Origin of the sequence: Solwaraspora sp. WMMD791 (genome assembly GCF_029581195.1) — a bacterium.
Lineage (GTDB): Bacteria > Actinomycetota > Actinomycetes > Mycobacteriales > Micromonosporaceae > Micromonospora_E.
In genome coordinates, this window is the sequence record NZ_CP120737.1 from 635377 (window position 1) to 659797 (window position 24421).

A 24421-nucleotide genomic window follows, 5' to 3' on the forward strand; every position below is an offset into this window, starting at 1 on the left:
CCCCGCCGAGGTCCGCACGGAAGAAAGGATGGTCGGTTGACCGAGCTTGTCGCGGTGCCGGCGACGCGTCCGGCCTCCCTGCTCGTCGTGGGCACTGGCCTGATCGGTACGTCCATCGCGTTGGCGGCCAGGTCGGGCGGACTTCGGGTGGCGTTGGCGGACACCGAGCCTGCCGCGCTCGCCGCAGCCGTTGCCCGGGGCGCCGGCCGCGCCGCCGCCGACACGGATCCGCCAGCGGATCTCGCGGTGCTGGCGGTTCCGCCGGATCGGGTGCCCGGCGTGCTGCGCGACGCACAGCACCGGCGGCTGGCCACGGTCTGGACCGACGTGGCGAGTGTGAAGGCGCCGGTCCTGGCCGGCGCCGAAGCCGCAGGTTGTGACCTGGCGTCGTTCGTGCCCGGGCACCCGATGGCGGGCAGCGAGCGGGCCGGGCCGGCCGCCGCCGACGGACGTCTGTTCGCTGGACGGACCTGGGCGTTGTGTCCGGTGAAGGGGACCGACCCCGGGGCGGTCGACGCCGTACGTGGCCTGGTACGGCTGTGCGGCGCGACACCGGTGACGCTCAGTCCGCAGGCCCACGACCGGGCGGTGGCCGCTGTCTCGCACACGCCGCACCTGGTGGCCGCCGTGCTCGCGGCGGTGCTGGCGCGGGTCCCGGCCGAGGATCTGCGGCTGGCCGGTACCGGGGTACGCGACACCACCCGGATCGCCGCCGGTGATCCGGAGCTCTGGACGCAGATCCTCGCCCTCAACGCGACGGAGGTCGGCGCGGTCGCCGAGGCGGTCGCCGCGGACCTGTGCCGGGCCGCCGCCGCGTTGCGGGCAGGGCCACCGGATCTCGCGGTCCTCGCCGAACTGCTCGCGGCGGGTCGCGCCGGTCGGGCCGCCCTGACCCGGACGACGCCCGCCGGTCCACAGCCGGCTCAGGCGCGGGACCTGGCCAGCAGGTAGATGAAGTACGGCGCGCCGATCAGCGCCACCACCAGTCCGGCCGGCAGCTGGGCCGGTGCCAGGACCGTGCGCCCGACGGTGTCGGCCAGCCCGAGTCCGACCGCGCCCAGCCCGACCGCCACCGGGATGATCCGGGCGTGCCTGCCGCCCACCAGGGCCCGGGCGGCGTGCGGCGCGACCAGGCCGACGAAGCCGACCACTCCGATCGCCGTGACGCTCATCGCGGCGAGCACGGCGGCGACGGTCAACACCAGCAGACGCAGGCGTTCCAGACCGACCCCGACGAGCCGGGGGGTGTCCTCGTCGAGGGCGAGCAGATCGAGTTCGCGACGGGCGGCGAGCGCGACCGGCAGGGCGACCAGCAGGGCGATCGTCGCCGGCACTACCTGCTCCCAACTGCGGCCGTAGGTGGTACCCGACAACCAGGTGTAGATCTTCGGGGTGTCCCACGGATTCGACCGCACCAGCAGGTACGTCGTCAGGGCGGTCGTCGCGTACCAGACACCGATTCCGACCAGGACCAGCCGGTCGGTGTGCAGCCCGCCACGCCAGGCGATCGCGTAGACCAGGCCGAAGGCGGCCACCGCGCCGACGGTCGCGGCCACGGCCAGCGCCGTGTTCCCGCCGCCGCCGGCAGCGGTCACGACGATCACCGCGGCCAGCCCCGCGCCGCCGGTGATCCCGAGAATCCCCGGCTCGGCGAGCGGGTTGCGGCAGGTGGCCTGGACCATGCAGCCGGACAGCGCCAGCGCGCCACCGGCGACGAGGGCGGCCGCCACCCGGGGGGCCCGTTCGTCGAGGGCGAACCGGACCATCGGAGGGCCCTCGCCGGACGCCCACAGCGCGATGTCCCCGGTGAGCAGCCAGGTGTTGCCGGCGAGCAACCCGAGCAGGGCGGTTCCGCCGGTGGCGGCACCGACGACGACCAGTACGGCCCAGAACCGACGCCGGCCGCGCGGTCCCATCCCACTGCCTGGCGGCTGCCGGGTCGGCCCGGAGTCGCGCACCCGGCGGGCGAGCAGGACGAGCACGATGGCCCCGACGAGGGTGGTGGTGACACCGGTCGGCACCTGACCCGCCCGGTCGGCACCGAGCAGGGCCCGGACGGCCAGGTCCGCGCCGATCACGGTCAGCGCGCCGACGAGGCCGGCAGCCGGGACACCGACGGAGTGTCGGTGCAGCGCCGGCACGACCCGGGCCAGCAGCCGGGTGATCGCCGGTGCGCAGAGTCCGACGAAGCCGATCGGTCCGGCCAGGGTCACCGCCGCTGCGGTCAGCAGGACCGCGAGGACGATGCCGGCCGCGCGGGTCGTCCGCACCGGTACGCCGAGCGCGGCGGCGGTGTCGTCGCCGACGCCGAGCACGTCGAGTCGCCGGGCCAGCAGCAATGCGCCGACGGTGGCCGCCGCCACGACCGGCGCGGCGTACTGGAACGTGGTGAGTCCGAGCTGGCTCAGTGAGCCACTGCCCCAGGCGAACAGCCCGGTGGTCTCCTGCTGGAAGCCGATGAGCAGCGCGGCCGTGGCCGCCTGCAGCGCCATCGCCACCACGGAGCCGGCCAGGACGAGCCGGGTCGTCGAGCTGCCCGCGCCGCCAGCGAGGCCGAGCACCACGGCGGCCGCCAGCAGTCCACCGACGAAGGCGACGGTGCCCGAGGCCCACAGCGGAACCGCCAGCCCGAAGGCCGCGACGGCGCTGACCGCGAAGTAGGCGCCGGCGGTCACCGCGAGGGTGTCCGGTGCGGCGAGCGTGTTGCGGGCCAGGGACTGGAACATCGCCCCGGCGACGCCGAGGGCGAAGCCGACCGCGATCCCGGCGGCCAGCCGGGGCAGCCGGGAGCCGAGGAGAATCTCCCGGGCCGGGCCGCCGTCGTCGCCGAGCGCGCTGAGCACGTCGCCGAGGCCGAGGCCGGCGGTGCCCTGGGTGAGGTGCCAGCCGGCCGCGACGATCAGGGCGACGGCGAGTGACAGCAGGGCGCCGACCCCGCCGAGTAGGGCCCGGCCGGTCCGATCGGGTGCCGCCACCGGGGAACTGGTGGCGGCACCCGGCGCCGGCCGGTTCCCGGCCGGCGGCGCGGCGTCGGTGCGCACGGGACTCAGCTGGTCAGCAGGTCGACGTACGCGTCGAGCACCTGCTGCGACGAGCGTGGCCCGCCGAAGGTCCAGATGCCCGGTGGGAACGCGTGGGCCCGACCCTGCGCGACGGCGGGCAGTGACGCCCAGACCTCGTTCTTCTGCAGCTCGGTGATGACGCTGCCGGCCGGATCGGTGGTGCCGGTGTGGAAGAAGGTGGCGTCGCCGACGGTGCTGATCCCCTCGATGTCGGTCTGCCCGAGGCCGTACGACGGGTCCACCTCGCCGGTCCAGGCGTTGGTCAGGCCGATCGCCTCGCCGAGTTCGCCGACCAGGGAACCCTGGCCGAACGGCCGCAGTGCGACGTTGCCGCCCTGGATCCAGCCGTCGAAGTAGATGAACTCGGTGGTCGACGGCGCGTCGGCGGCGACGTCCTGCTTCGCCTGCTCGAGTCCCGCCTGGAACTGCTCGACGACGACCTCGGCCCGGTCGGTGCGTCCGACGGCCTCGGCGATCAGGGTGAAGGTGTCCAGCATGTTCTGGATCGGGTCGGCGGTGTCCGCGCCCCGGGTGGCGAGCACCGGGACGTCGTACTCGGCCAGCTGGGTGATGATCGGGTCGTCGGCGGTGGTGGCCTCGACGATGACCAGGTCGGGGTTGGCGGCGAACAGGGCGTCCAGGTTGGGTTCGCCCCGTCCGCCGACGTCGGCGACACCGTCGGGCAGTTCCTCGGCGGTCACCCAGGTGCGGTAGCCCTCGGGGTCGGCGACCGCGACCGGAGTCAGGCAGAGGGTGAGGACGTCCTCGATCTGCTGCCATTCCAGCACGGCGACCCGCTCGGCCGGGGCGTCCAGGCTGACGGTGCGTCCGAGCACGTCGGTGATCTCGACCGGCCCGGTCGAGGTCGTCGTGGTGTCGTCGGCGCATTCACCGGAGGCGTTGGCCGGCGGCGTACTGTCCGTGGTGGCCTGCGGGTCGCTGGTGCCGCAGCCGGCCAGGAGGGTGGGAACCAGCGCGGCGGCCGCGAGGGCAGCCGTGATCGATCGGGTTTTCATCGAATCCTCACTGTGGGTGGTGGCGCTCATCGGCGCCGGTGGTGGTGCCTACCCCGGGGCTCGACCCGTACCAGGCCGGTGTCGGGGTCCATCGTGGTGTCGATCGGCAGCCCGTAGACCTCGCTGAGATGGTCCGCGGTCAGCACCTCGGCGGCGGTGCCGACGGCCCGGACCCGGCCCTGGTGCAGCAGGACGATCTGGTCGGCGACGCTCGCCGCCTGGTTCAGGTCGTGCAGGACGACGCCGAGCGCCGTGGTGTGCTGGTCCGCCAGATCGCGGACCAGGTCGAGGATCTCGACCTGGTATCGCAGATCGAGATGGTTGGTCGGTTCGTCGAGCAGCAGGACGCTGGTGTCCTGGGCCAGGCAGGTGGCGAGCCAGACCCGCTGCAACTCGCCACCGGAGAGCTGGTCGATCGCCCGTGTCGCCATCGCGGTGATCCCGGTCAGCCGCATCGCGTGGTCGATCATGGACTGGTCGGCCTCGGTGAGGGCGCTGAACCGGCGTCGGTGCGGGTGTCGGCCGAACGCCACGACGTCGCGGATCCGCAGGCCGGACGGGTGTGGCCGGGACTGCGACAGCAGGGTGACCCGGCGGGCGAACTCCCGGGCGGTCAGCGGCGCGGTGTCCTGTTCGACGCCGTCGTCGCGGCGTAGCAGGACCCGGCCGGACTCGGCCTTGTGCAGTCGGGCGAGCGACCGCAGCACGGTGGACTTGCCGCTGCCGTTCGGGCCGATCAGGGCGGTCACCGAGCCGGGCCGGATGGCGACCGACACCCCGTGGACGACGGTGGTGCGGTGGTAGCCGAGCACCAGGTCGTCGCCGTGCAACGCGGTCGCGATCATGTTAGGTGAGGCTACCCTAAAGCGTTCCGATGACAAGATCCGGGTGACCGGGACCTCGCGATGCGCGGGTACGGACAGCTGGTGGTGTCGACAGCGCTTGACTGGAGAACCGTAACTTTTTGGGCAAAAGCGTGTTTATCAGGCGGGTATCACCGTGGAGTCGACGATGTGGTGCTTGCCCGCACCTGTTCTTCCGACGGACGGCAGCGAGAGGAGCGCGATGACCCGCGTGATGACGGTGGTCGGCACCCGGCCGGAGATCATCCGGCTGTCCCGGGTGATGGACCGGTTGGACCGTACGGTCGAGCACGTGCTGGTGCACACCGGCCAGAACTGGGATCCGTTCCTGTCCGAGGTCTTCTTCACCGAGTTGCGGCTACGCCCGCCGGACCGGTCGCTCGGCGTCGACACCACCTCGCTGGGCCGGGTGCTCGGTGGGGTGCTGGTCGGTGTCGAGGAGGCGATCGCCGACCACCGGCCGGACGCCCTGCTGGTGCTGGGCGACACCAACAGCGCCATCGCCGCCCTGATGGCCCGCCGGATGCGGGTGCCCGTCTACCACATGGAAGCGGGCAACCGCTGTTTCGACCTCAACGTGCCCGAGGAGACCAACCGGCGGCTGGTCGACCATGTCAGCGACTTCAACCTGGTCTACAGCGAGCACGCCCGACGCAATCTGATCGCCGAGGGCCTGCACCCGCGCCGGATCCTGCACACCGGCTCGCCGATGCGCGAGGTCCTGGACCACTACCGGGCCGACATCGCCGCCTCGACCGTGCTCGATCAGCTCGGCCTGACCCCCGGTGGGTACGTGGTGGTCAGCGCGCACCGCGAGGAGAACGTGGACCGGCCGGACCGGCTGCACCGGCTGCTCGACTGCCTGCGGGCGGTCCGCGACGAGTGGGCGTTGCCGGTGCTGGTCAGCACCCATCCGCGTACCCGTAAGCGGTTGGAGGCGCTGGCGAGCGACCCGACCAGCCTCGACCGGATCACCTTCCACGAGCCGTTCGGCCTGTTCGACTACGTGAGCCTGCAGCGTGCCGCCCACTGCACGTTGTCCGACAGCGGCACGATCAGCGAGGAGGCCGCGATCCTCGGGTTCCCGGCGGTGACCCTGCGCGAGTCGATCGAGCGGCCGGAGGCGTTGGACGCCGGCGGCATCGTCATGACCGGGCTGGAACCTGCCGGGGTGGTCGAAGCGGTCCGTGCCACCGTCGAGCAGGTCGCCGCCGACGGCGTGCCCTGCCCGGCGGACTACCAGGTGCCGGACACCTCCCGACGGGTGGTCGACTTCATCCTGTCGACCGTCCGGCGGCACCACGAGTGGGCCGGTCTGCGGCGCTGACCGGCGCCGGCGCGACCGCGTACCCGATCGAGGACGATCGAAAGGTGAGTCGACCGTGCACGACGTGACGACCGCCCGGGCCGCCGACGGCACCGGGGCGGCCCACCCGGAACCGCCCGGACCGCCCGCACCCGTCACCACCTACCGGATCCTCGCCACCGCCGGGGTGTTCGAACCCGGCTACCGGGGCGGCGGGCCCATCCGTTCGCTGCGGTTCATCCTGGACACCCTCCCGACCGACATCGACGTCACGCTGATCACCCGGGACCGGGACCTGGGGGCCGCCGCGCCGTACCCGGGTCTGTCCGGTCGCCTGATCCGCCGCGACCCCCGGTCGTCGGTGTTCTACCTGGATCCGACCAGCCCGCGCCAGTGGGTCAGGCTGCTGTGTCACCTGCGGTCCCACCCGGCCGATCTGCTCTACGTCAACAGCCTCTGGTCGATGTTCTCGGTGCTGGCGATCACGGCGGCGGCGCTGCGGTTGCTGCGCGTACCGGCGATCCTGCTCGCCCCCCGCGGCGAGCTCGCCCCGGCGGCGCTGGCGATCAGACGACGCAAGAAGCGGCTGTTCCTGGCGGTCTGGGCACCGGTGCTGCGCCGCCTCGACGTGCGGTGGCAGGCGTGCAGCTGGCGGGAACAGCGACAGATCCTGGCCGCGTTTCCGTGGGCACGGGTGATGGTCAACGGCAACGAGTGCCCCGTCCCGGACCGCGCCCCGCCGCCGGTGACCCCGCACGACGGGCCGCTGAGGCTGGTCTTCGTCGGTCGGATCTCGCCGATGAAGAACCTCGTCACGGCGTTGGCTGCCCTTGCCCGGGTGAGCCGGCCGGTCCACTTCGACATCCACGGCCCCCGGGAGGACGAGGCGTACTGGGCGCGGTGCCGCGACCTGATCGCCGCGATGCCGGCCCACGTCCAGGTCCGTTACCTGGGCGAGCTCGCCGCCGACGAGGTGCTGACGACCTTCAGTGGCTACGACGCCTTCCTGTTCCCGACCCTGGGTGAGAACTACGGTCACGTGATCCTGGAGAGCCTCGCCGCCGGCTGCCCGGTCGTCTGTTCCGACGAGACCCCGTTCAGCGATCTGATCGCCAGCGCCGGTGGGGTGGTGGTCGACCCGGCGACGGTACCCGCCGTCGCGGCCGTGCTGGACTCGCTCGCCGACCGGTCGGCGAGCGAGCGGGCGGCGGCCAAGGAGGCGGCGGGCCGGCGGTACCGGCTCTGGCGCCAGCAGACCCGGGAACTGCACGTCCTCGACCACGCCCGCCGGTTCTGCCGCTGAGCGACCCGGCGGTGGTGACCGTGACCGGCGGCGGGAGCGGATCGTTGGGTGTCGTGACCGGACCGGATCGGGGCCGGCCACCCGACCGCCGGCCGCGGCCACACCTGCCGGGAGTGAGGACAGCACGTGCCCAGTCGCATCCGTCCGCTCGTCCAACGGGTCCGGGACCACCTGGCGGCGTCCCGGGACCCGGCGGCGTTCGCCAGGTCGCTCGGGGTCAACCTCACCGGCCGGGTCCGGTTCTACGGCGTCAACCGTGCGATGTTCGGCTCGGAACCCTGGCTGATCACCATCGGCGACAACGTGTACGTCACCTCCGAGGTGCAGTTCGTCACCCACGACGGCGGCACGTTGATCCTGCGCAAGGAACACCCGGACCTCGACTGGACGGCACCGATCACCATCGGCGACGACGTCTACATCGGGATGCGGGCGATGATCCTGGCCGGCGTCACCATCGGCAACCGGTGCGTCATCGGCGCGGGCGCGGTCGTCACCCGGGACATCCCGGACAACACGGTGGCGGCCGGGGTGCCGGCCCGGCCGATCCGCACCACCGACGAGTACCTGGAACGGCTGCGCGCCAAGTCGCTGGGCATCGGGCATCTGCCGGTGCCGGCCAAGCACGAGGCGATGAAACGGATCTACCGGGTCGGCGCCGGCTGAGCCGGGGCGACGGTGCTGCGCCTGGACACGGCACACGGTCGGCGGCAGCGCGACCGCGGCGCACGGCCGTTGGTACGGGCGGGCGACTAGGCCCGGCGGTAGGCGAGCCGGGGCGGCGGGTACTGGTGCACGCCGGCGAGGGTGACCGGCCCGAGCGGGCCGCTCACTCCGGCCATGTCGTAGCCGTACCGGTCACCGGACATGGCCGCCGCGACCGGCCCCAGGGCCAGGGGCGTCGCGCTGCCGGCGTCACTGGTGCGCAGCGCGGGTGGCGTGGCCCCGCTGACCTGCCACACGACCGCGTACCAGTGCCAGCCCGCCGGTAGCGTCACCGGAGTGCCGAGAACTGATTCCCTGAGCCCGACGGGGGCGACGGCGACGGTGCCGAAGTCGGCGATCGGGCCGCGTAGCGCGGGTCGGCCGGTCATCGGATCATGGGCGTACACCCCGTGCCGCAGCACCCCGCTGCCGGCGGCGGTCACCTCGATGCACACCCGGTCGACCGGGGTCGCCTCGGCCAGGTGGACCGGCCAGAGCAGCAGCCGGTGGAAGGCACCGGTCCAGCCGGTACTGCGCGACGCCCCGGCCAGCAGCAGAAAATAGCTGCCGACGGTGCCCGTCGCTCCGGGCAGCGGCTGCCGTTGCTCCGGCTGCCCGGCCGCCGCCTGCCACATGCCGTACCCAGGGGAGACCGGCACGCTGTAGGTGACTCCGTCGGCGGCGACCCGGTCGGCCACGGCGAGGTTCGTCGGTCCGGCCGGCACCAGCAGCCGGTGGTACAGCTGTGGCGCCGCCATCCGGGCCTGCGCGACGGTGCCGACCCGCTCGATCATGACGAAGTCGCGGCCGCCGGCGGAGACGACGATCTCGGTGGCCGCCGAGTACGGGGCCAGGTAACGGCGGTACGCCGTACCGGTCACCGACTCGCCCGCCGCCATGGTGCGCCCCCAGACCAGCTGCGGGTAGTTCTTCTTCAGGCTGGAGCTGATGAACCAGCCCTTCGCGGTGGTGTACCGCGACCGGACAGCGGGATGCCCGTCGTCGACCGGCAGCAGGCCGACGGCGAGCCCCCACAGCTGGATGCTGCCGCTGCTCACCGCCCACTGGGTCATGCTGGCCGCCGGCGTCGCCGGCTCGCGCAGGGTCGCCGGGGTGAAGTCGGTGAGCGCGGTGAGCGTGTCGATGGGGGCCCAGGCCGACCAGTTCAGGCCACCGGTGTAGCCGACGTTCGGCATGAACTGCCGACGGCTGCCACCGGCCGGTACGGTCAACGGCGCGCACTGGGTCACTCCGGCGTTGAGCGTGAACCGGCTCAGCGCGGTCACCGTCTGGCTGACCACCAGGCCGCCGGTCACCCAGCGGTAGACGTTGTGGACGCGGCACAGCGAGGGGATCCGGTTCATGATCGTGGCGATCGGGGTGCCGATGTTCGCCTGCGCGGTGTCGATCATTCCCTGGTAGCTGGGGATGACGTACGACTCCCGGATCTGCAGTTCCTGGCCGGTGGAGCGGCCGTCGGGCACCGGCCGGCCGTCGAGTTCGACGGCGACGGTGTGCGAGTGGGTCGCCGGCCGGATCTGGACGTCGGGGGTGACGGCGGTGACCGGGACGGTGGTCCGGTTGGTGGCGCCGGCGACGTGGGTCAGTGGTGCCGCCGGTCTGACCCGGACGCCCTGGGCGATGCCGTCGACGACCGTGTACGGGTTGCCGAACAGCAGGCTGCTGGGGCTGGTGACGGCGAGCAGGGTGAAGGTTCGTACGCCGTCGGTCCACCGTGACCCCACGTCGGCGGTGGTCTTGCCGTGGTTGGTCACGGCGATCTGGGTGCCGACGTTGTAACCGTGGTTGCCGCCGACGTACGACCAGCCGGTGTTGATCGGGCAGTTGTCGTCGGAGGTGTCGTGGATCCGGGTGCCGACCGCGGACATGACCGGCCACACCTGGGCGTCGGTCGCGGTCGACGCGACGATGCTGACCTGGGGGAGCCCGGAGTGCCACATGCCGACCATGGCCTCGGCGTACGCAAGGTTCGCCGGCATCACCAGGTCCCTGGTGGCGTCGAACCTCGAGCGGATGGACATCAGGGCGTTGGACCGGTAGACGATCAGTTCCGGCATGGTGACCACCTCCACGCGAATGTCGCGACGCTGCTGTCAGCGTGCGCCTGTGCGCAGGTCACAGCGGTTCTTGGTCGCCTGGGTGACAGAGGGACGAACCGTTCGGCCGCGCCCGGAGCCGGATGATCGGCCGCAGGCGCGCCACATGATCGGCCGCGCGTGGACCGCACGATCGGCCGGCTGGCCCGGCCGGTCGGGCGACCGCCGGTACGACGTACTGGACAATTAACACTATTGCCCCGTAACGGATGGTGGTCGCCGCTCGATGAACAGGTGATCGGGCCACACACCGAGGGGTTGACCATGCGCATACTGATCACCGGAGGCGCCGGTTTCATCGGCAGCCACCTGGCCCGCGCCGCCCTGGGCGAACCCGCCGTCAAGGAGGTCACCGTCCTGGACGACCTGTCGGTCGGACTGCGCGGCAACCTCGACGGCCTCGACGTCGAATTCGTCGAGGGGTCGATACTGGACCCGGCGGCACTGGCCACCGCGATGGTCGGCCGCGAGGCGGTGGTCCACCTGGCCGCGCTGCCCAGCGTGCCCCGGTCGCTGCGCGACCCGGTCGCCTCCCACCACGCGAACGCCACCGGCACGCTGCTGGTGCTCGAAGCGGCCCGACGCCACGACGTCGAGCACGTGCTGGTCGCCTCGTCGTCGTCGGTGTACGGGCTGAACCCGGCCCTGCCGAAACCAGAGCTGACCTGGACCCGACCGATGAGTCCGTACGCGGCGAGCAAGCTCGCCACCGAGGCGTACGCCCTGGCCCACCAGGCGTCGTTCGGGCTGCCCACGCTGGCCCTGCGGTTCTTCAACGTGTTCGGCCCCGGGCAGCGCCACGACCATGCCTACGCCGCAGTCATTCCCCGGTTCGTGCACGCGGCGCTGCGCGGTGAACCAGCTGTGGTGCACGGCGACGGTACCCAGTCGCGCGACTTCACGTACGTGGGCACCGTCTGCGACGTCATCCTCGACGCGCTGCGCCGCCGGGTGCACCACCCGCACCCGGTGAACCTCGCCTTCGGTGCCCGGGCGAACCTGCTGCAGGTGCTCGACGAGATCGGCACGCTGCTCGGCCACGAAGTGACCCGCGAACACCAGGCACCGCGTACCGGTGACGTACCGCACTCGTTGGCCGACAACAGCACCCTGCGGCAACTGTTCCCCGACGTGGTGCCGGTGGCCCGGATCGACGGCCTGCGCGCGACCATCGACTGGATGGCCCGACGGCGCGACGCCGGCACCGCCACCATCCGGTGACGACGACAGCGCCCGGCCGCCCCACCGCCGGGCCGGTCGCCGCACCCGACCGTCCACCGGGCCCCGCAGGTCCCGGTCGTGACCGCGCGGTCGGCATCGGCATCGTCACCGCGATGGCGGCCCGCGGGGTCGGGATGGCCGCGCCGTTGGTGATCACCCCGATCTGCTTCCGCTACCTCGGCGATCAGCGGTACGGACTGTGGATGGCAGTCACCGCGTTGACCGGGATGGCCTGGTTCGCCGATCTGGGCCTGGGCAACGGCCTGCTCACCCGGCTCAGCCACCTCGGTGCCGACGTACGACAGCAGGCCCGGGAGATCTCCAGCGCCTTCGCCACCGTCGGTGCGCTGGCCCTGGCTCTGCTCGGTGGCCTGGCCGTGGTCGTCGGGCTGGTGCCGTGGGACCGGCTGTTCGGGGTCACCGACCCGGCTGTCGCCGCCGAGGCCGCCGCCGTCGTCCTGCTCTGCTTCGCTGCGTTCGCGATCAACATCCCGTTCGCCCTCGTCCAGCGTGTCCAGTACGCCGCCGGCCAGGTCGCCCAGAGCAGTGCCTGGCAGTCGGCCGGCTCCCTGGCCAGCATGGTGGCGGTGCTCGTCGCCGTCGCCGCCGGTTGGCCGCCGGTGACGGTCATCGCCTGCGCCGTGTTCGCGGTCCCTGCGGTCAACCTGCTCAACACGATGGTCTACTTCGGTGTCCAGCGGCCGGCGACGCGACCCGCACCACGGCTGGTGCACCGGACGACCGCCGCCGGGCTGCTCCGGCTCGGCCTGAGGTTCTTCGTCCTCACCACGATTTCGTCGATCGCGCTCAACGTGGACAGTCCGCTGGTCGCCAACGTCCTGGGGCTGACGGTGGCGGCACACTACGCCGTCGTCGCCAAGCTGTTCGGCGTCCTGTCGGTGTTCGTCGGAATCGTCGGGATGACGGTCTGGCCGGTCAACGGCGCGGCACTGAGCAACGGCGAGGTGGCCTGGGTGCGCCGGCACACCCGCCGGATGGTGCTGCTCTACGGCACGGTCGTGGGTGGGGCCGGACTGGCGCTGGTCGGCTGGGGTCACCGGGTGGCCGACCTGTGGGTCGGTGGCGTCGACCGCACCATCGTCCCGGTGACCGTGCTCGCCGCTCTGGCCTGCTGGTCGTTCGTGGTGGCGGTGACCTCTCCGCTGATGCTCGTGCAGAACAGCGTCGGTCTGCTCCGGCCGCAGTTCGCCGGTTGGGCGGCGTTCCTGCTGCTGGCCACCGGACTGAAGGTGTGGGGCGTGCACCGCTTCGGTTTGGTCGCCGTGCCGATGGCCGCCTGCGTGGCCTATCTGGTGACGCTCTGTCCGGCCGCGGTGGTCGGCTACCGGCGCGCCCTGACCGCCGCCGTCGGCGTCGGTTGCCGTACCACCGCCGTCGACGAGGAGGAACCCGATGTCCGGGTCCGTGGCTGACCGCACGACCATCGGTTCCGGTGTCGGGGAGACCGGCCCCGCCAGTGCCCGCCGGGTGCTGCGGGTGGTCGGCGAACTGAACTTCGGCGGCACCGAGATGCGCACCGCCGAGCTGCTGCCGTACCTGGCCGCCGCCGGCATCGAGGTGCACCTGGTGACGCTGGCCGACCGGGTCGGTCCCGGTCCACTGTCCGGGGCGATCACCCGGTACGGCGGTTCGGTCACCGCCGTACCGCTCGACGCCCGGTTCCCGGCCCGGTTCCATCGGCTGCTGCGCCAGCTACGGCCGGACGCCGTACACGTCGACTGCGCCAACTTCTCCGGTGTCCCGCTCGCCCTGGCCGGGCTCGCCGGGGTGCCGGTGCGCGTCGGACACTTCCGGGGCGACGACGACCAGCACCGCGGCCTGCCCCGCCGGGTGTCCCGGTGGCTCTGCGGCCAGCTGCTACGTGGCTGCGCCACCGACATCCTCGGCGTCTCACCCGGATCGCTCGGGGTCGGCTACCGCCGCGACTGGCACACCGACCCTCGCTGCCAGGTGGTGCTCAACGGACTCGACGTCGAGCGGCTGCGCCGGCCGAGTCCGCTGGACCTGCGGGCGGCGATCGGTGCCCGCCCGGGGGAGCTGGTCTGTGTGAGTGTGGGGCGGGCCTCGGCCGAGAAACGGCGATGGCTGCTCCCGCCGATCCTCGCGGCGCTGCGGACCCGGGGGGTGTCGGCGCACGCCGTACTGGTCGGCCCGGGTGACGCCGCCGACGACGCCCGGGTCGCCGATGCGGCGTCCGCCGCTGGCGTCGCCGAACGGGTGCACCTGCTGGGTGCCCGCGACGACGTCGGTGGCCTGCTGCGCCAGGCCGACGTGGTGATCCATCCGTCCTGTCTGGAAGGGCTGCCCGGCGGGGTGTTGGAACCGGTCGCGCTCGGGATCGGCACGGTGGCTGCGGATCTGCCGGGCGTCCGGTTCATCAGCGGGCACCTGCCCGGTGTCACCGTTGTCGACACCGACGCGCCGCCGTCGGAGTGGGCGGCGGCGGCACAGGCCGCGGCGGCGTACACGGCGGCGACCGACACCGCGACGGCCGTCGCACGCTTCGCTGACAGCGTCTTCGCCATCGACACGGCGGCCGCCACCCACCTGGCGATCTACCGTCGGCGGCCGGCCCGCCGGCACACTGCGTCCCCCGGCGGCCGGGTGCGGCCGCCGGCCGATCCGAAACGGTGAGACAGATGCACGACCAGACCATCGCGCCCGGCCGACCGGTGCCGGTGTCGGCACCCGAGGCCGACACCGGCGCCGGGACCGCCGGTGCGGGCCGGCCGCGTCCGCTGCTGATCGGTGCGTACGCCTTCCCGCACGGCGACGCCACCTCGAACCGCCTGTTGCAGTTGGCCCGCTGCGCGGCCCCGGCCGGGGCGCGCACCCTGGTCGTCAACGACTGGCCCTGTGAGCTGCCCTTCCCTGCCGCGTCCGGTGAGGTGGCCGGCATCGAGCTGATCACCCTGCGGGTGCGGGGGAGGAACCATCTCAGCCGGATGTCGGCCCGACTGGCCCGCCCGGTGCGGGTGCTGCGGGTCCTGCGGGCCCGCCAGGTGCGGCGCGGCGACGTCTCGGTGGTGCTGCTGCCGATGGCGATGCTGACCCTGGGCAACTGGGCCGTGCTGCGGCTGGCGTTGGGCGCCCCGGTGGTGGTCGACGCCAGCGAACGCCACGACCGCCGTCAGTTCCAGCGTGGCTGGCGGGACCCGTACTTCGTCCGCCACCGCTGGTCGACGTTCTTGGCGACGCGGCTCATCCACCGGGCCACCGTGGTCTCCACCACCCTCGGCGGCTACCTTCGGCGGCACGGCCTGCAGGTGCTGGTGGTGCCGCCGCAGGTCGACTGCGCGGAGTTCGCGCCACCACGGCCGCCGTCGCTGGCCGCCGGGCTCCGCCTACTGTACGCCGGCACACCGGGCCGCAAGGACATGCTTCACGTCATCCTCTGTGGGATCAGTCGGCTCACACCGGAGCAGCAGCGTCGGGTGCACCTGACCATCGCCGGGATCACCCGCTCCGACGCCGCCCGATTGTCCGACCTGAATCCGGCGGTGCTGGACGGACTCTCCGCCGAGGTGACCTTCCTCGGCCGGGTACCCCGGCAGTCGGTGCTGGACCTGCTGGCCGGGTCGCACTTCTCGATGCTCGTCCGCCCGACCGGCGGCTACGCGGCCAACGGGTTTCCGTCGAAGGTGCCGGAGAGCCTCGCCGCCGGTTGTCCGGTGCTGCTCAACCACACCAGCGACCTGGCCGACTACATCCAGGACGGGGTCGAAGGGCTGGTGCTGGCAGGCAACGGCCCGGACGACGTACGCCGGGCGGTCGAGCGGGCCCTGGGACTGGACGACGCCGACTGGGCGACGATGAGCCGGGCCGCCCGGTCCAGGGCCCGTCGCTCCTTCGACCACCGTGCCTGGCGGGACCGGGTCTCGACGTTCGTGGCCGGCGGCGACGCGCGGCACTGAGGCACTGACCCGGCGGCCACGTCGGTGCGGTCACCGGGGCGCGTCGCCCGCCGGGCCGGCGGTCAGCGCAGGGCGGGCAGGCGGCGTCGGGATGGTCCGTCGGGAGCGTCCCCGCCACTGCGGGCCGGGCGCGGCCGGTGACCGACCGGCCCGGCGCCGACCCGGACGTCCGCCGGCCGCCGTCGCGGTGTCGGCTGCCCGGTGGCGTCGCCGGTCCGCCGGTCGGTCGGCAGGTGCAGCAGCACCGCCGCGACGGCGAGCCAGAACACGTACGGATAGGTCTGCCCGGTGCCGAACATGGCCGATTCGGTGATCTGGATCAGCAGTCCGGTGACGATGAGCCAGATCAGGCCCGAGTTGATCCGGGTGACCGGGGCCCGTACGGCGGCGCGGAACACGGCCAGCAGCAGCATCAGCAGCGGTACGACCGCGACCAGACCCAGCTCCAACAGCAGCTGCAGGTAACTGTTGTGCACGACGCCGATGTCCAGTCCGAGGAACCTCTCGTAGCTGGTCAGCTGGGTCAGGTGGTCGCGGGAGGCGTACCCGAACCCCAGCGCCGGCCGGTTCTGCCACCACAGGTCGACGGTCGCCTGCCACATGGCGACCCGGCCGTTGGACAGGTCCTCCTGGGCGGTGAACCGCGCGACGATCTGCTGCATCCACGGCGCGGCGGCCACGGCGGGCAGCAGGTTGAACAGGTAGGCGGTGAGCAGCCCGGCGGCTGCGGCGGTGACCAGTCGCGCCACCGGGCCGATACCGTGGCGCAGCACCACCCAGAGGGCCCCGACGGCGACGGCGACCAGCGCGGTGCGGGACTGGGACAGCACGAGCGCGCCTGCGGCCGGCACCATGCCGAGCATCTCGATTGGGCGGCGGGTCTGCCGGTAGACCGCCCAGCCGAGGGGGATCGTCAACGCGCAGACCATGCCGAGCATGTTGGGGTTGTTGTACAGCCCCTGGAACCGTTGGCTGCCGGACAGCGCGGCCGCCAGCGTGGCGTCGGTGAGCCCGTAGCCCAGACTGACCACGGCGGACAGGCTCAGCACCAGGTAGATGACGCGCAGGTCGGCCAGCATGACCGTGCGGTCGGGCCAGCGGCGACGGATCAGCAGGTGCACGAGCGCGGCCAGCAGCAGTAGCGCGACGCCGCGCTGGAAGGTTTCCAGCGCGACGATCGACCAGGTCGCGCTCACCGTGGCGAGCCCGGCGACCAGCCACAGGGCACCGACGAACGTCCCGGTCCACGGGGTGAACCGGGACGACGGCGGGCGCCGCACACACAGCAGCCACACGACCAGCATGCCGACCGCGGCGTACCGGGGGTAGAAGCTGGCGTCGACGAGTGCCTGCACGTCCGAGGAGGCGGCGACCAACAGGCCCATCGTCAGGGCCAGCATCGCCCGCCAGCCGTCCATCCGGCAGGCACAGCCGACCAGCAGCAGCAGTGCCGCCACGGCGCACGCGATCAACAGGTCGTGCATGGCGAGAATGATCGTGACCACCACGAGGCACGCCGCGCCGACGAGACTCGCCAGTTGGCTCACACGGTCTACCACTTGTCGTCCTTCGGCTTGCGGCCGGCCGGCTCACTGCCAGCGGTCTGTCGGTGCGTGGTCAGGCCGGGATCTGCTGCCGGCGCGTCGGCAGCGGTTCACCGGACCAGCGGGCGCGGGCGGCGTACAGCGTCCGGATCATGTCCGGCCAGTCCGGCGGGCGGTACCCGGTCGCCTCGGCCAGCGCGTCGGCCCGCATCGACCGGTCGCAGACGAACTCGTTCTCCGCCACCAGGTCGCCCTGCCATCCGTAGACTTCGGCGACCAGTCGCAACAGGTCGTACTTGGTGATCGGCGTGGCGGCCACGTGGTAGAGCCCGGTCAGGTCAGGGCGGGGCAGCACGACGGTACGCAGCAGCCGGGCGAACTCGACGGTCGTCACACCGCTGTAGACCGCCCGGGTGTAGCCGCGCACCTGACCGGACTGGCCGAGGAACCAGTCCACCAGCGACCGCCGGGTGGTCAGTTCATGACCGACGATCGAGGTACGCAGCGTGAGCGCACTGCCGGTGGTCACCTCGCCGAGCAGCTTCGACCGGCCGTACAGGTCCGGCGGGTCCGGCAGGTCGTGCTCGACGTAGCCGCCCCGGCTGCCGGAGAAGACGCAGTCGGTGCTGACGTGGATCAGCCGGCCGCCGTGTCGGGCAGTGGCGTCGGCGAGCAGGTGCGGCAGTAGCGCGTTGAGGGTCACGGTGGGGACGGCGTCCTGCACGTCCGGCCGTTGTTTGATCACGCCGACGCAGTTGACCACGACGTCGGGTCGGAGCCCGTCGATGACGGTGCGGACCTGGTCGAACCGGGTGGCGTCGACGCCGCTGGTGATCCGGCGCAGCAGCCCGGCGGGATAGTGACGCTCCCGGCCGTCGAGGCTCCTGGCGACCCCGTGCACCTCCAGTTCGGGTGCGTCGGCGAGTTCACGCAGCAGCGCGTGGCCGAGCATCCCGGTGGCGCCGACGATCAGCACCCGACGTACGGCCGGTGCGGTGGCGGTCGCCACGGTGCGTCGCCGGGGGACCATGTCGGGCCGGGGCCGGTCGCCGGCCGCCGCGCTCATGCGGGCACCGCTGTCAGAGCGAGGGCGTCGACCTGCGCCCGGACCTCCGGCAGGGTCAGCAGCAGCGCCTCGATCTCCGGTACGGTCAACCGCCGGGCGTTGTGTGAGTTGTAGTCGGCCAGGCCGCCGCTGTCGAGGTCGCCCTCGTCGACGTACAGGGCGTAGTTGAGGTCGCGGCTGTCGACCGGTACCCGCAGGAAATCGCCCAGGTCCTCGGCGTGGGACAGCTCCTCGCGACTGGCGAGCGTCTCGTAGAGCTTCTCGCCGTGCCGGATCCCGAGAACGTGGAACTTCGCCGGAACGCCGAACAGGTTGCAGACCGCCTCGGCCAGGTCGCCGATCGTGCAGGCGTCCGCCTTGCGGATGAAGACGTCGCCTGACTGGCCGTACCGGAACGCGTGTTCGACCAGCTCCACCGACTGCGGCAGGGACATCAGGAACCGGGTCATTGTCGGCTCGGTCACCGTCGGTAGCCCGCCCCGGCGGATCTGGTCGATGAACAGTGGGATGACGGACCCGCGGGAGTACATGACGTTGCCGTAGCGCACGCAGCAGACCCGGGTCCGAGCGGCCGGGTTGTTGCGGCTGTGTGCCTGGGCGACCTTTTCCATGATCGCTTTGGTCATGCCCATCGCGTTGACCGGGTAGACCGCCTTGTCCGTGCTCAGCAGCACCAACGCCTCGACACCGACCCGCTCGCAGGCGTCGACGACGTGGGCGCTGCCCAGGATGTTGGTCCGTACCGCCTCGAGGGGAAAGAACTCGCAGGACGGCACCTGTTTGAGCGCGGCGGCGTGGAAGACGAACTCGGTGCCCCGGGCCGCCTTGAGCACGCTGTCGTAGTCCCGGACGTCACCGACGTAGTAACGGATCCGTTCGTCGCCGAGCCGGTGACGCATGGCGTCCTGCTTGGACTCGTCCCGGCTGAGCACCCGGATCTCGGCGGCGCCCGCGTCGAGCAGCCGGGAGACCATCGTCTGCCCGAACGATCCGGTACCTCCAGTGATCAGGAAGCGTCTGTCCGATAGTGAGGGAAGCACCACTGCCCCTTAGTCCTGTCACTCCCGTCGGACCAGCCGCAGGGAACCTGGGATCACGTCGAACGCGACCATATCGCCTGAAAGGTGGCGTAGCGGGTTTTTCGCCAAAGCGAATCCGAGTCATGTCCTGCGGTCGTTAGAGCAGCTTTTGTCCACTTCAACCCATATGACACATCTATTGGTACTAGCAGTGATATGCGTACTACATGCAAAAAACTGTGGGGGTCCGGACGGGCCTTCGGCCGAGCGAGCCGGCCGCCGGGTCCGCCCGGATGCGCATCGGCCTGCTCACCCAGTGGTTCGACCCCGAACCGGGCCCGGCCGCCCTACCCGGCATGCTCGCCCGCGCCCTGGCCCGTCGCGGCCACGAGGTCCGGGTGCTCACCGGATTCCCCAACTATCCGACCGGCCAGCTGGCACCTGGCTTCCGGATGAGCCGCCGGCACGACGAGCACGACGGCGAGGTCCACGTCCGCCGGGTCGCGCTCTACCCCAGCCACGACCACCGTGCGGTACGTCGGCTCGCGAACTACGGATCGTTCGCCGCCTCCGCGCTGCTGTCCGGCACCGACGCGCTGCGCGGCCTCGACGTCCTCTGGGTCGGCAACTCGCCGATCACCGTCGCGCTGCCGATGTGGTTCACCCGGTACGTTCACCGGGTGCCGGTCCTGCTCCACGTCCTGGACATGTGGCCGGACAGCGCTGTGGCCAGCGGCTTCGTCGGCACCGATCCGGGCTCGCGGCTGGTCGAGCGGGGCATGGCCCGCTGGTGCGCCGCGATGTACCGCAGCGCCGCCCGAATCGGGTACGTCTCACCCAGCGCCGGCGAACTGCTTGCCCGCAGGGGAGTCCCGAGGGACAAACTCGTGCACCTGCCGATGTGGGCGGACGAGACCGCCCGGGCCCGCCCCGCGGACCTGCGCGCCGAGCTCGGGCTCCGCACCGACCAGGTGGTCTGCGTGTACGCGGGAGCACTCGGCGAGGCGCAGGGCCTCGACTCGCTGATCGAGGCCTGCGCCCGGGTCGACGATCCCCGCTTCGTCTGCCTGATCGCCGGCTCCGGCACCACCGAGCGTCGGCTGCGCGAACTCGCCGTCACCACCGGCGCCCGCAACGTCCGCTTCCTCGGCCAGCTGCCCCGGCACCGGATGCCCGCGCTCATGGCGACCGGGGACGTGCACTACGTCAGCCTGCGGCCGGGCGGCATGTCGGCGTACACCATGCCGAGCAAGGTGCCGGCCATCCTCGCCGCCGGGCGGGCGATGCTGGTCGCGGTCGATGGTGACGCCGCGCGGGTGGCCCACGACAGCGGCGCGGGGATCACCGCGCGGCCCGGTGATCCGGAGTCGATCGCCGCCGCCCTGCACGAGGCCTGCGAACTCGGCCGGGACAAGCTCGATCTGCTCGGCCAGGCGGCCCGCGGCTACTACGACCGGGTCTTCTCGCTGGTCGCCGGGGCCGAGCGGATCGAACGGGCACTCGGTGAGGCGGTGGCGGCCCATGGCGGCCGGGTACTTCGCCGGTGACCCGCGGACCAGCCGGGAGCGGATGCTCGCCGGCGACCTGTACGTCGCCGACGATCCGCAGAGCGCCCGGATCGCGGCCCGTGCCGTCGCGCTGACGCACGCCTACCATCGGGCGAGCGTCGACGGTCCGCCGGCGGCGGCCCGGGCCATCCTGGCCCGGTTGCTCGGCAGCCTCGGCGAGGACGCGGTCGTACGGCCGCCACTGTACGTCGACTACGGTGAACACCTGCACATCGGTGCCCGTACCTTCGTCAACTACCACCTGACGGCACTGGACGTGGCACCGATCCACATCGGTGCCGACTGTCAACTCGGGCCGAACGTGCAACTACTCACCGCGACACACCCGATCGAGCCGCAGCAGCGGCGCGACAAGCTGGAATCGGCCCGGCCCATCACCATCGCCGACAACGTCTGGCTCGCCGGGGGCGTGATCGTCTGCCCGGGGGTGACCATCGGCGAGAACAGCGTCGTCGGCGCCGGTGCGGTCGTCACCCGCGACATCCCGCCGGACGTCCTGGCCGTCGGCAACCCCGCCCGGGTGCTGCGGCAGATCTGAGGCGACATTCTGCTACGCGAAACGGACCGTGACCGGGGGCGAAAGTCCCGCGTACCGGGTCCGGGACGCCCCGGTTTTCACGGCGATCGGCGTTGTAACGTCGGTCAGTGTGAGAGACCACCACGGGCCCGGTCCGGCCGGCGAGATCGTCGACACCACCCGGCACCGGGCGTTGGGCACCGCGAGCCGGGTGTCGATGCTGGAGCTGGTCCGGGCCGCGGGCGGTGGTGTCACCATCGCCGAGGTCGGCGCCCGTACCGGCCTGCACCCCTCCACCGTGCGCGGCCATCTCGACCGACTCGTCGCCGCCGGCCTGCTGGTCAAGGCGCGGGCCACGGGCGGTCAGCCCGGTCGGCCCGCCTGGCGGTACCGGACAGCGGCGGCGCCGGCACCGGCGCCGGCGCCGTACCGGGAGCTTGCCGCCGCGCTGCTGGATCAGCTGGGCCGACGCCGCCGCGCGGACACCCGCACCGAGGCCGGCCGCGTCGGCCAGGACTGGGGACGCCGGCTCGCCGCGGCGGCACCGCCGGGGACCGGTCCGCTCGACACGCTGCTCGCGGTCCTGCACCGGCTGGGTTTCGCCCCTGTCGCACGCCCCACCGGCGCCGACCACACCGAGATCCACTTGACGGTCTGCCCGTTCCTCGAACTTGTCCACCGCAACCCCGACGCGATCTGCGGGCTGCACCTCGGTGTCGTACGCGGTGCCCTGGAGCAGGCCGGCGTGGCACCTGGCGACGCGGTGCTGGAACCGTTCGGCGCGCCCACCGCCTGCGTGGTCCGGCTCCGTCCGGCACCGCCTGCCACCGTCGAACCGACCGTCACGGCGACCGGGCCGCCCGCGTCCGCTATGGCCGACACGGGCACGGCGGCCCGGGGGAGACAACCATGACCGCCGCCGTCGCCGCCCACAGCGGTCCGGCTCCCGCATACCGCCGGGTGCTGCGGCAGTACGTGCCGCCGCAGCACGGTGCCTGGGCGATGCTGCTCCTGCCGTACCTCGCCGGGGTCGCCCTGGTCGGACCGCGCTGGCCGCACCTTCCGCTGCTCGGTGCCTGGCTGGCCGGCTACCTGACCTCCTACTACGTCCTGCAGGCCGTCAAGAGCCGCCGGCCACGTCGGTTCGCCGCCCAGATCCGGCTGTACGCCCTGATCACCGTGCCACTGGCGGCGACGGTGCTGGTCGTCCGGCCAGCGGTGCTCTGGTACGCCCCGGTCTTCGCCGCCCTGCTGCTGGTCAACGGTGCCTACGCCGGCCGTCGCGACGAACGCGCTCTGGCCAACGATCTCGCCTCGGTGCTGCAGAGCTGCCTGCTGGTCTTCGTGGTGGCCACCGTCGCCGCCGTACCACCGGTCCAGGTCCTGCCCGCCTTCGTGGTCCTGCTGTTGTACCTGACCGGGACGGTCCTGTTCGTCAAGACGATGATCCGCAACCGGGACGACGCCCGGTACCGACGACTGTCTGTCGGCTACCACCTGGCCGCGCTCGTCGTGGCCGGGTGGATCGCCGTGCTGCTCGTCCCGGTGTTCCTGGTCCTGCTGATCCGCGCCTGGCTGCTGCCGTACCGGCGGCTGCGGCCTCCGCAGGTCGGCGTCGTCGAGATCGTCTGCTCGGTGCTGATTCTCGTCGTCGTACCGGTCGTGTCGTGACCGGACCGGGGCAGTTCCTCGCTGAACAGGACAGCCCGGGCGACGCGACGCTGCAGGTCCTGCGGGCCAGGTTCGGCTGACCGTCGGCGACGAGCCGACCAGCGGTAGCCAGGGCGACGGCGACGACCGTCAGCCCCGTACCGCGGACCGCGTCAGCCGCGCAGCATCCCCGGGCCGAACACCTCGTAGGCGATCCGGTCGCTGGACACGCCCCGACGCAGCAGGCCGCTGCGAACCTGGTTCATGAAGGGCAGCGGTCCGCACAGGTGCACGTACGCCCCGGCGGGTAGCGGAATCCGGGCCGGGTCCACCCGGCCGGCGGCGACCTCGGCGGCAAGCCCGGCCGCCGCGCCGCCGGCCGGATCCTCGTACCACAGACGCACCGACAGGTTCGGCAACTGCTGCCGCAGACGGGCAAGCTCGCCACGCCGGGCATGGGCGGCGGCCCGCCGGTCGGCGTGCACCAGCACCACCTCCCGCTTGGGGTCGGCCACCGCCAGGTGCTCCAGCGCCGACATCGCCGGGGTGACCCCGATGCCGGCGCTGACCAGCAGCAGCGGATCCCCGTCGGCACCGACCGCGCTGACCTCGCCGAACGGCGGACTCAACCGCAGCGTGTCGCCGACGTGCACCCGGTCGTGCAGGTACGTCGAGACCATCCCGCCGGGTGCGTCACCGGTCGCCCGGATCCGTTTCACGGTGATCCGCCAGTCGGCGGCGCCGGGGCGGCCGGAGAGGCTGTACTGGCGGATCTGCTGCCCCCGGTCGCCGTCGAGGTCGACGGCGACCGACACGTACTGTCCGGGAACGAAGGCGGGCACCGGGCCGTCGTCGGCCGGCACGAGCCGCAACGACACCACGTCGGCGGTCTCGGGCACCACCTGCGCGACCCGCCAGTCGCGCCACACCGGGCTGTCCTCGGCGATGCCCGCCACCGTGTACAGCCGGGCTTCGCGGGCGATCAGTTCGCAGGCCAGCAGCCAGTACACCTCGTTCCAGGCGGTGGCGACCTCGGGCGTGACGGCGTCGCCGAGGACCTCGCCGACCGCCGCGAGCAGATGCCGCCCGACGATCGTGTACTGGGTGGCGGTGATGCCCAGTGAGGCGTGCTTGTGGGCGATCCGGTCCAGCACCGGCCCCCAGGGTACGGCGCCGTCGCCGGTGAGGTGCCCGGCATAGGCGGCCACCGCGGCGGCGAGCGCGGCCTGCTGCGCGCCGGTCGCCTGGTTGCCCCGGTTGAACAGCTGCAACAGTTCCGGGTGGGCACCGAACATCCGCTGGTAGAACCGGGTGGTGATGGCCGTACCGTTGGTCTGGACGGCGGGCAGCGTCGCGGCGACCACCGCCGCTGAGGACTCCGACAGCACACCTGCTCCTTGTCGCTACGTCGACGGGACTGCTCACCACGCAACAGACGCGCAACGTCGCACGTCAGGGCCGAAGGTCCCACGTCGACGGTGATGCGGTCAGGGTGACATCGCGGCGGGCGTGACGGGTGAACGCCACGC

General features: G+C 72.4%; 19 protein-coding genes and 1 pseudogene. 12 read left to right on the top strand and 8 right to left on the bottom strand.

The annotated features are described in order from the left end of the window. Positions 1–36: 36 nt before the first annotated feature. On the top strand, positions 37–951 hold the full coding sequence (locus tag O7623_RS02740) for a prephenate dehydrogenase (protein ID WP_282226994.1): 915 nt from the start codon (positions 37–39) through the stop codon (positions 949–951). On the opposite strand, the gene O7623_RS02745 is transcribed toward O7623_RS02740, so the two are convergent. Genes O7623_RS02745 through O7623_RS02755 form a run of 3 tightly spaced genes read right to left on the bottom strand, consistent with a single transcriptional unit; the run spans position 924 to position 4923 of the window. Beyond that, positions 924–3041, bottom strand: a complete 2118-nt coding sequence (locus O7623_RS02745) for an iron ABC transporter permease (protein ID WP_282226995.1) — start codon at positions 3039–3041, stop codon at positions 924–926. The two genes, O7623_RS02740 and O7623_RS02745, sit on opposite strands and share 28 nt — an antisense overlap. Before the next feature lie 5 nt (positions 3042–3046). After that, positions 3047–4078: an iron-siderophore ABC transporter substrate-binding protein gene (locus O7623_RS02750; protein ID WP_282226996.1), complete on the bottom strand. Its 1032-nt coding sequence runs from the start codon at positions 4076–4078 to the stop codon at positions 3047–3049. A 26-nt stretch (positions 4079–4104) separates the two neighbouring features. Then, positions 4105–4923 carry an ABC transporter ATP-binding protein gene (locus O7623_RS02755; protein WP_282226997.1) on the bottom strand — a complete coding sequence of 273 codons (819 nt, stop codon included), beginning with the start codon at positions 4921–4923 and terminating at the stop codon, positions 4105–4107. Positions 4924–5143: 220 nt separating this feature from the next. On the opposite strand from O7623_RS02755, the gene wecB reads away from it, so the two are divergent. From wecB to O7623_RS02770, 3 genes are all read left to right on the top strand, one after another. Then, a complete protein-coding gene (gene wecB, locus O7623_RS02760; RefSeq protein WP_282226998.1) occupies positions 5144–6268 on the top strand; it encodes a UDP-N-acetylglucosamine 2-epimerase (non-hydrolyzing) in 1125 nt (374 codons plus the stop codon). A gap of 55 nt (positions 6269–6323) precedes the next feature. Next, a complete protein-coding gene (locus tag O7623_RS02765) occupies positions 6324–7550 on the top strand; it encodes a glycosyltransferase (RefSeq protein WP_282226999.1) in 1227 nt (408 codons plus the stop codon). Between the two features lie 126 nt (positions 7551–7676). Next, positions 7677–8216, top strand: a complete 540-nt coding sequence (locus tag O7623_RS02770; protein WP_282227000.1) for an acyltransferase — start codon at positions 7677–7679, stop codon at positions 8214–8216. Between the two features lie 86 nt (positions 8217–8302). On the opposite strand, the gene O7623_RS02775 is transcribed toward O7623_RS02770, so the two are convergent. Further along, positions 8303–10333, bottom strand: coding sequence for a hypothetical protein (locus O7623_RS02775; protein ID WP_282227001.1), 2031 nt, complete (start codon positions 10331–10333; stop codon positions 8303–8305). Positions 10334–10636: 303 nt separating this feature from the next. Between O7623_RS02775 and O7623_RS02780 the strand changes: the two genes are divergently transcribed. From O7623_RS02780 to O7623_RS02795, 4 genes are read left to right on the top strand one after another with little or no spacing between them, the layout of a single operon-like run. Continuing rightward, positions 10637–11593, top strand: a complete 957-nt coding sequence (locus O7623_RS02780) for an NAD-dependent epimerase/dehydratase family protein (RefSeq protein WP_282227002.1) — start codon at positions 10637–10639, stop codon at positions 11591–11593. Beyond that, positions 11590–13026, top strand: coding sequence for an oligosaccharide flippase family protein (locus O7623_RS02785; RefSeq protein ID WP_282227003.1), 1437 nt, complete (start codon positions 11590–11592; stop codon positions 13024–13026). Before O7623_RS02780 ends, O7623_RS02785 begins: the two co-directional genes overlap by 4 nt. Further along, positions 13007–14248 carry a glycosyltransferase gene (locus tag O7623_RS02790; RefSeq protein WP_282227004.1) on the top strand — a complete coding sequence of 414 codons (1242 nt, stop codon included), beginning with the start codon at positions 13007–13009 and terminating at the stop codon, positions 14246–14248. Before O7623_RS02785 ends, O7623_RS02790 begins: the two co-directional genes overlap by 20 nt. Positions 14249–14253: 5 nt before the next feature. Beyond that, a complete protein-coding gene (locus tag O7623_RS02795; protein ID WP_282227005.1) occupies positions 14254–15528 on the top strand; it encodes a glycosyltransferase in 1275 nt (424 codons plus the stop codon). 62 nt (positions 15529–15590) lie between these two features. On the opposite strand, the gene O7623_RS02800 is transcribed toward O7623_RS02795, so the two are convergent. The 3 genes from O7623_RS02800 to O7623_RS02810 are packed head-to-tail and all read right to left on the bottom strand — an operon-like array spanning position 15591 to position 19178. Then, entirely contained in the window at positions 15591–17087 is a 1497-nt protein-coding gene (locus tag O7623_RS02800) for an O-antigen ligase family protein (protein ID WP_282227006.1), read from the bottom strand. A 58-nt stretch (positions 17088–17145) separates the two neighbouring features. Further along, on the bottom strand, positions 17146–18138 hold the full coding sequence (locus O7623_RS02805) for an SDR family oxidoreductase (RefSeq protein ID WP_282227007.1): 993 nt from the start codon (positions 18136–18138) through the stop codon (positions 17146–17148). Next, positions 18135–19178, bottom strand: a complete 1044-nt coding sequence (locus tag O7623_RS02810) for a polysaccharide biosynthesis protein (protein WP_282227008.1) — start codon at positions 19176–19178, stop codon at positions 18135–18137. The genes O7623_RS02805 and O7623_RS02810 overlap by 4 nt, the downstream gene beginning before the upstream one ends. A gap of 272 nt (positions 19179–19450) precedes the next feature. Between O7623_RS02810 and O7623_RS02815 the strand changes: the two genes are divergently transcribed. The 4 genes and pseudogenes from O7623_RS02815 (at position 19451) to O7623_RS02830 (ending at position 22913) form a co-directional block, all read left to right on the top strand. Further along, entirely contained in the window at positions 19451–20704 is a 1254-nt protein-coding gene (locus O7623_RS02815) for a glycosyltransferase family 4 protein (RefSeq protein WP_282227009.1), read from the top strand. Beyond that, positions 20679–21263, top strand: coding sequence for a sugar O-acetyltransferase (locus tag O7623_RS02820; RefSeq protein ID WP_282227010.1), 585 nt, complete (start codon positions 20679–20681; stop codon positions 21261–21263). The genes O7623_RS02815 and O7623_RS02820 overlap by 26 nt, the downstream gene beginning before the upstream one ends. A 109-nt stretch (positions 21264–21372) precedes the next feature. Then, a pseudogene (locus tag O7623_RS02825) lies at positions 21373–22050 on the top strand (MarR family transcriptional regulator); the annotation flags it as partial. Between the two features lie 101 nt (positions 22051–22151). After that, complete coding sequence (locus O7623_RS02830; RefSeq protein WP_282227011.1) at positions 22152–22913, top strand: YwiC-like family protein; 762 nt, start codon at positions 22152–22154, stop codon at positions 22911–22913. Between the two features lie 152 nt (positions 22914–23065). Here O7623_RS02830 and O7623_RS02835 read toward each other — a convergent pair whose 3' ends face one another. Continuing rightward, a complete protein-coding gene (locus O7623_RS02835; protein WP_282227012.1) occupies positions 23066–24280 on the bottom strand; it encodes a globin domain-containing protein in 1215 nt (404 codons plus the stop codon). Positions 24281–24421: the final 141 nt, after the last annotated feature.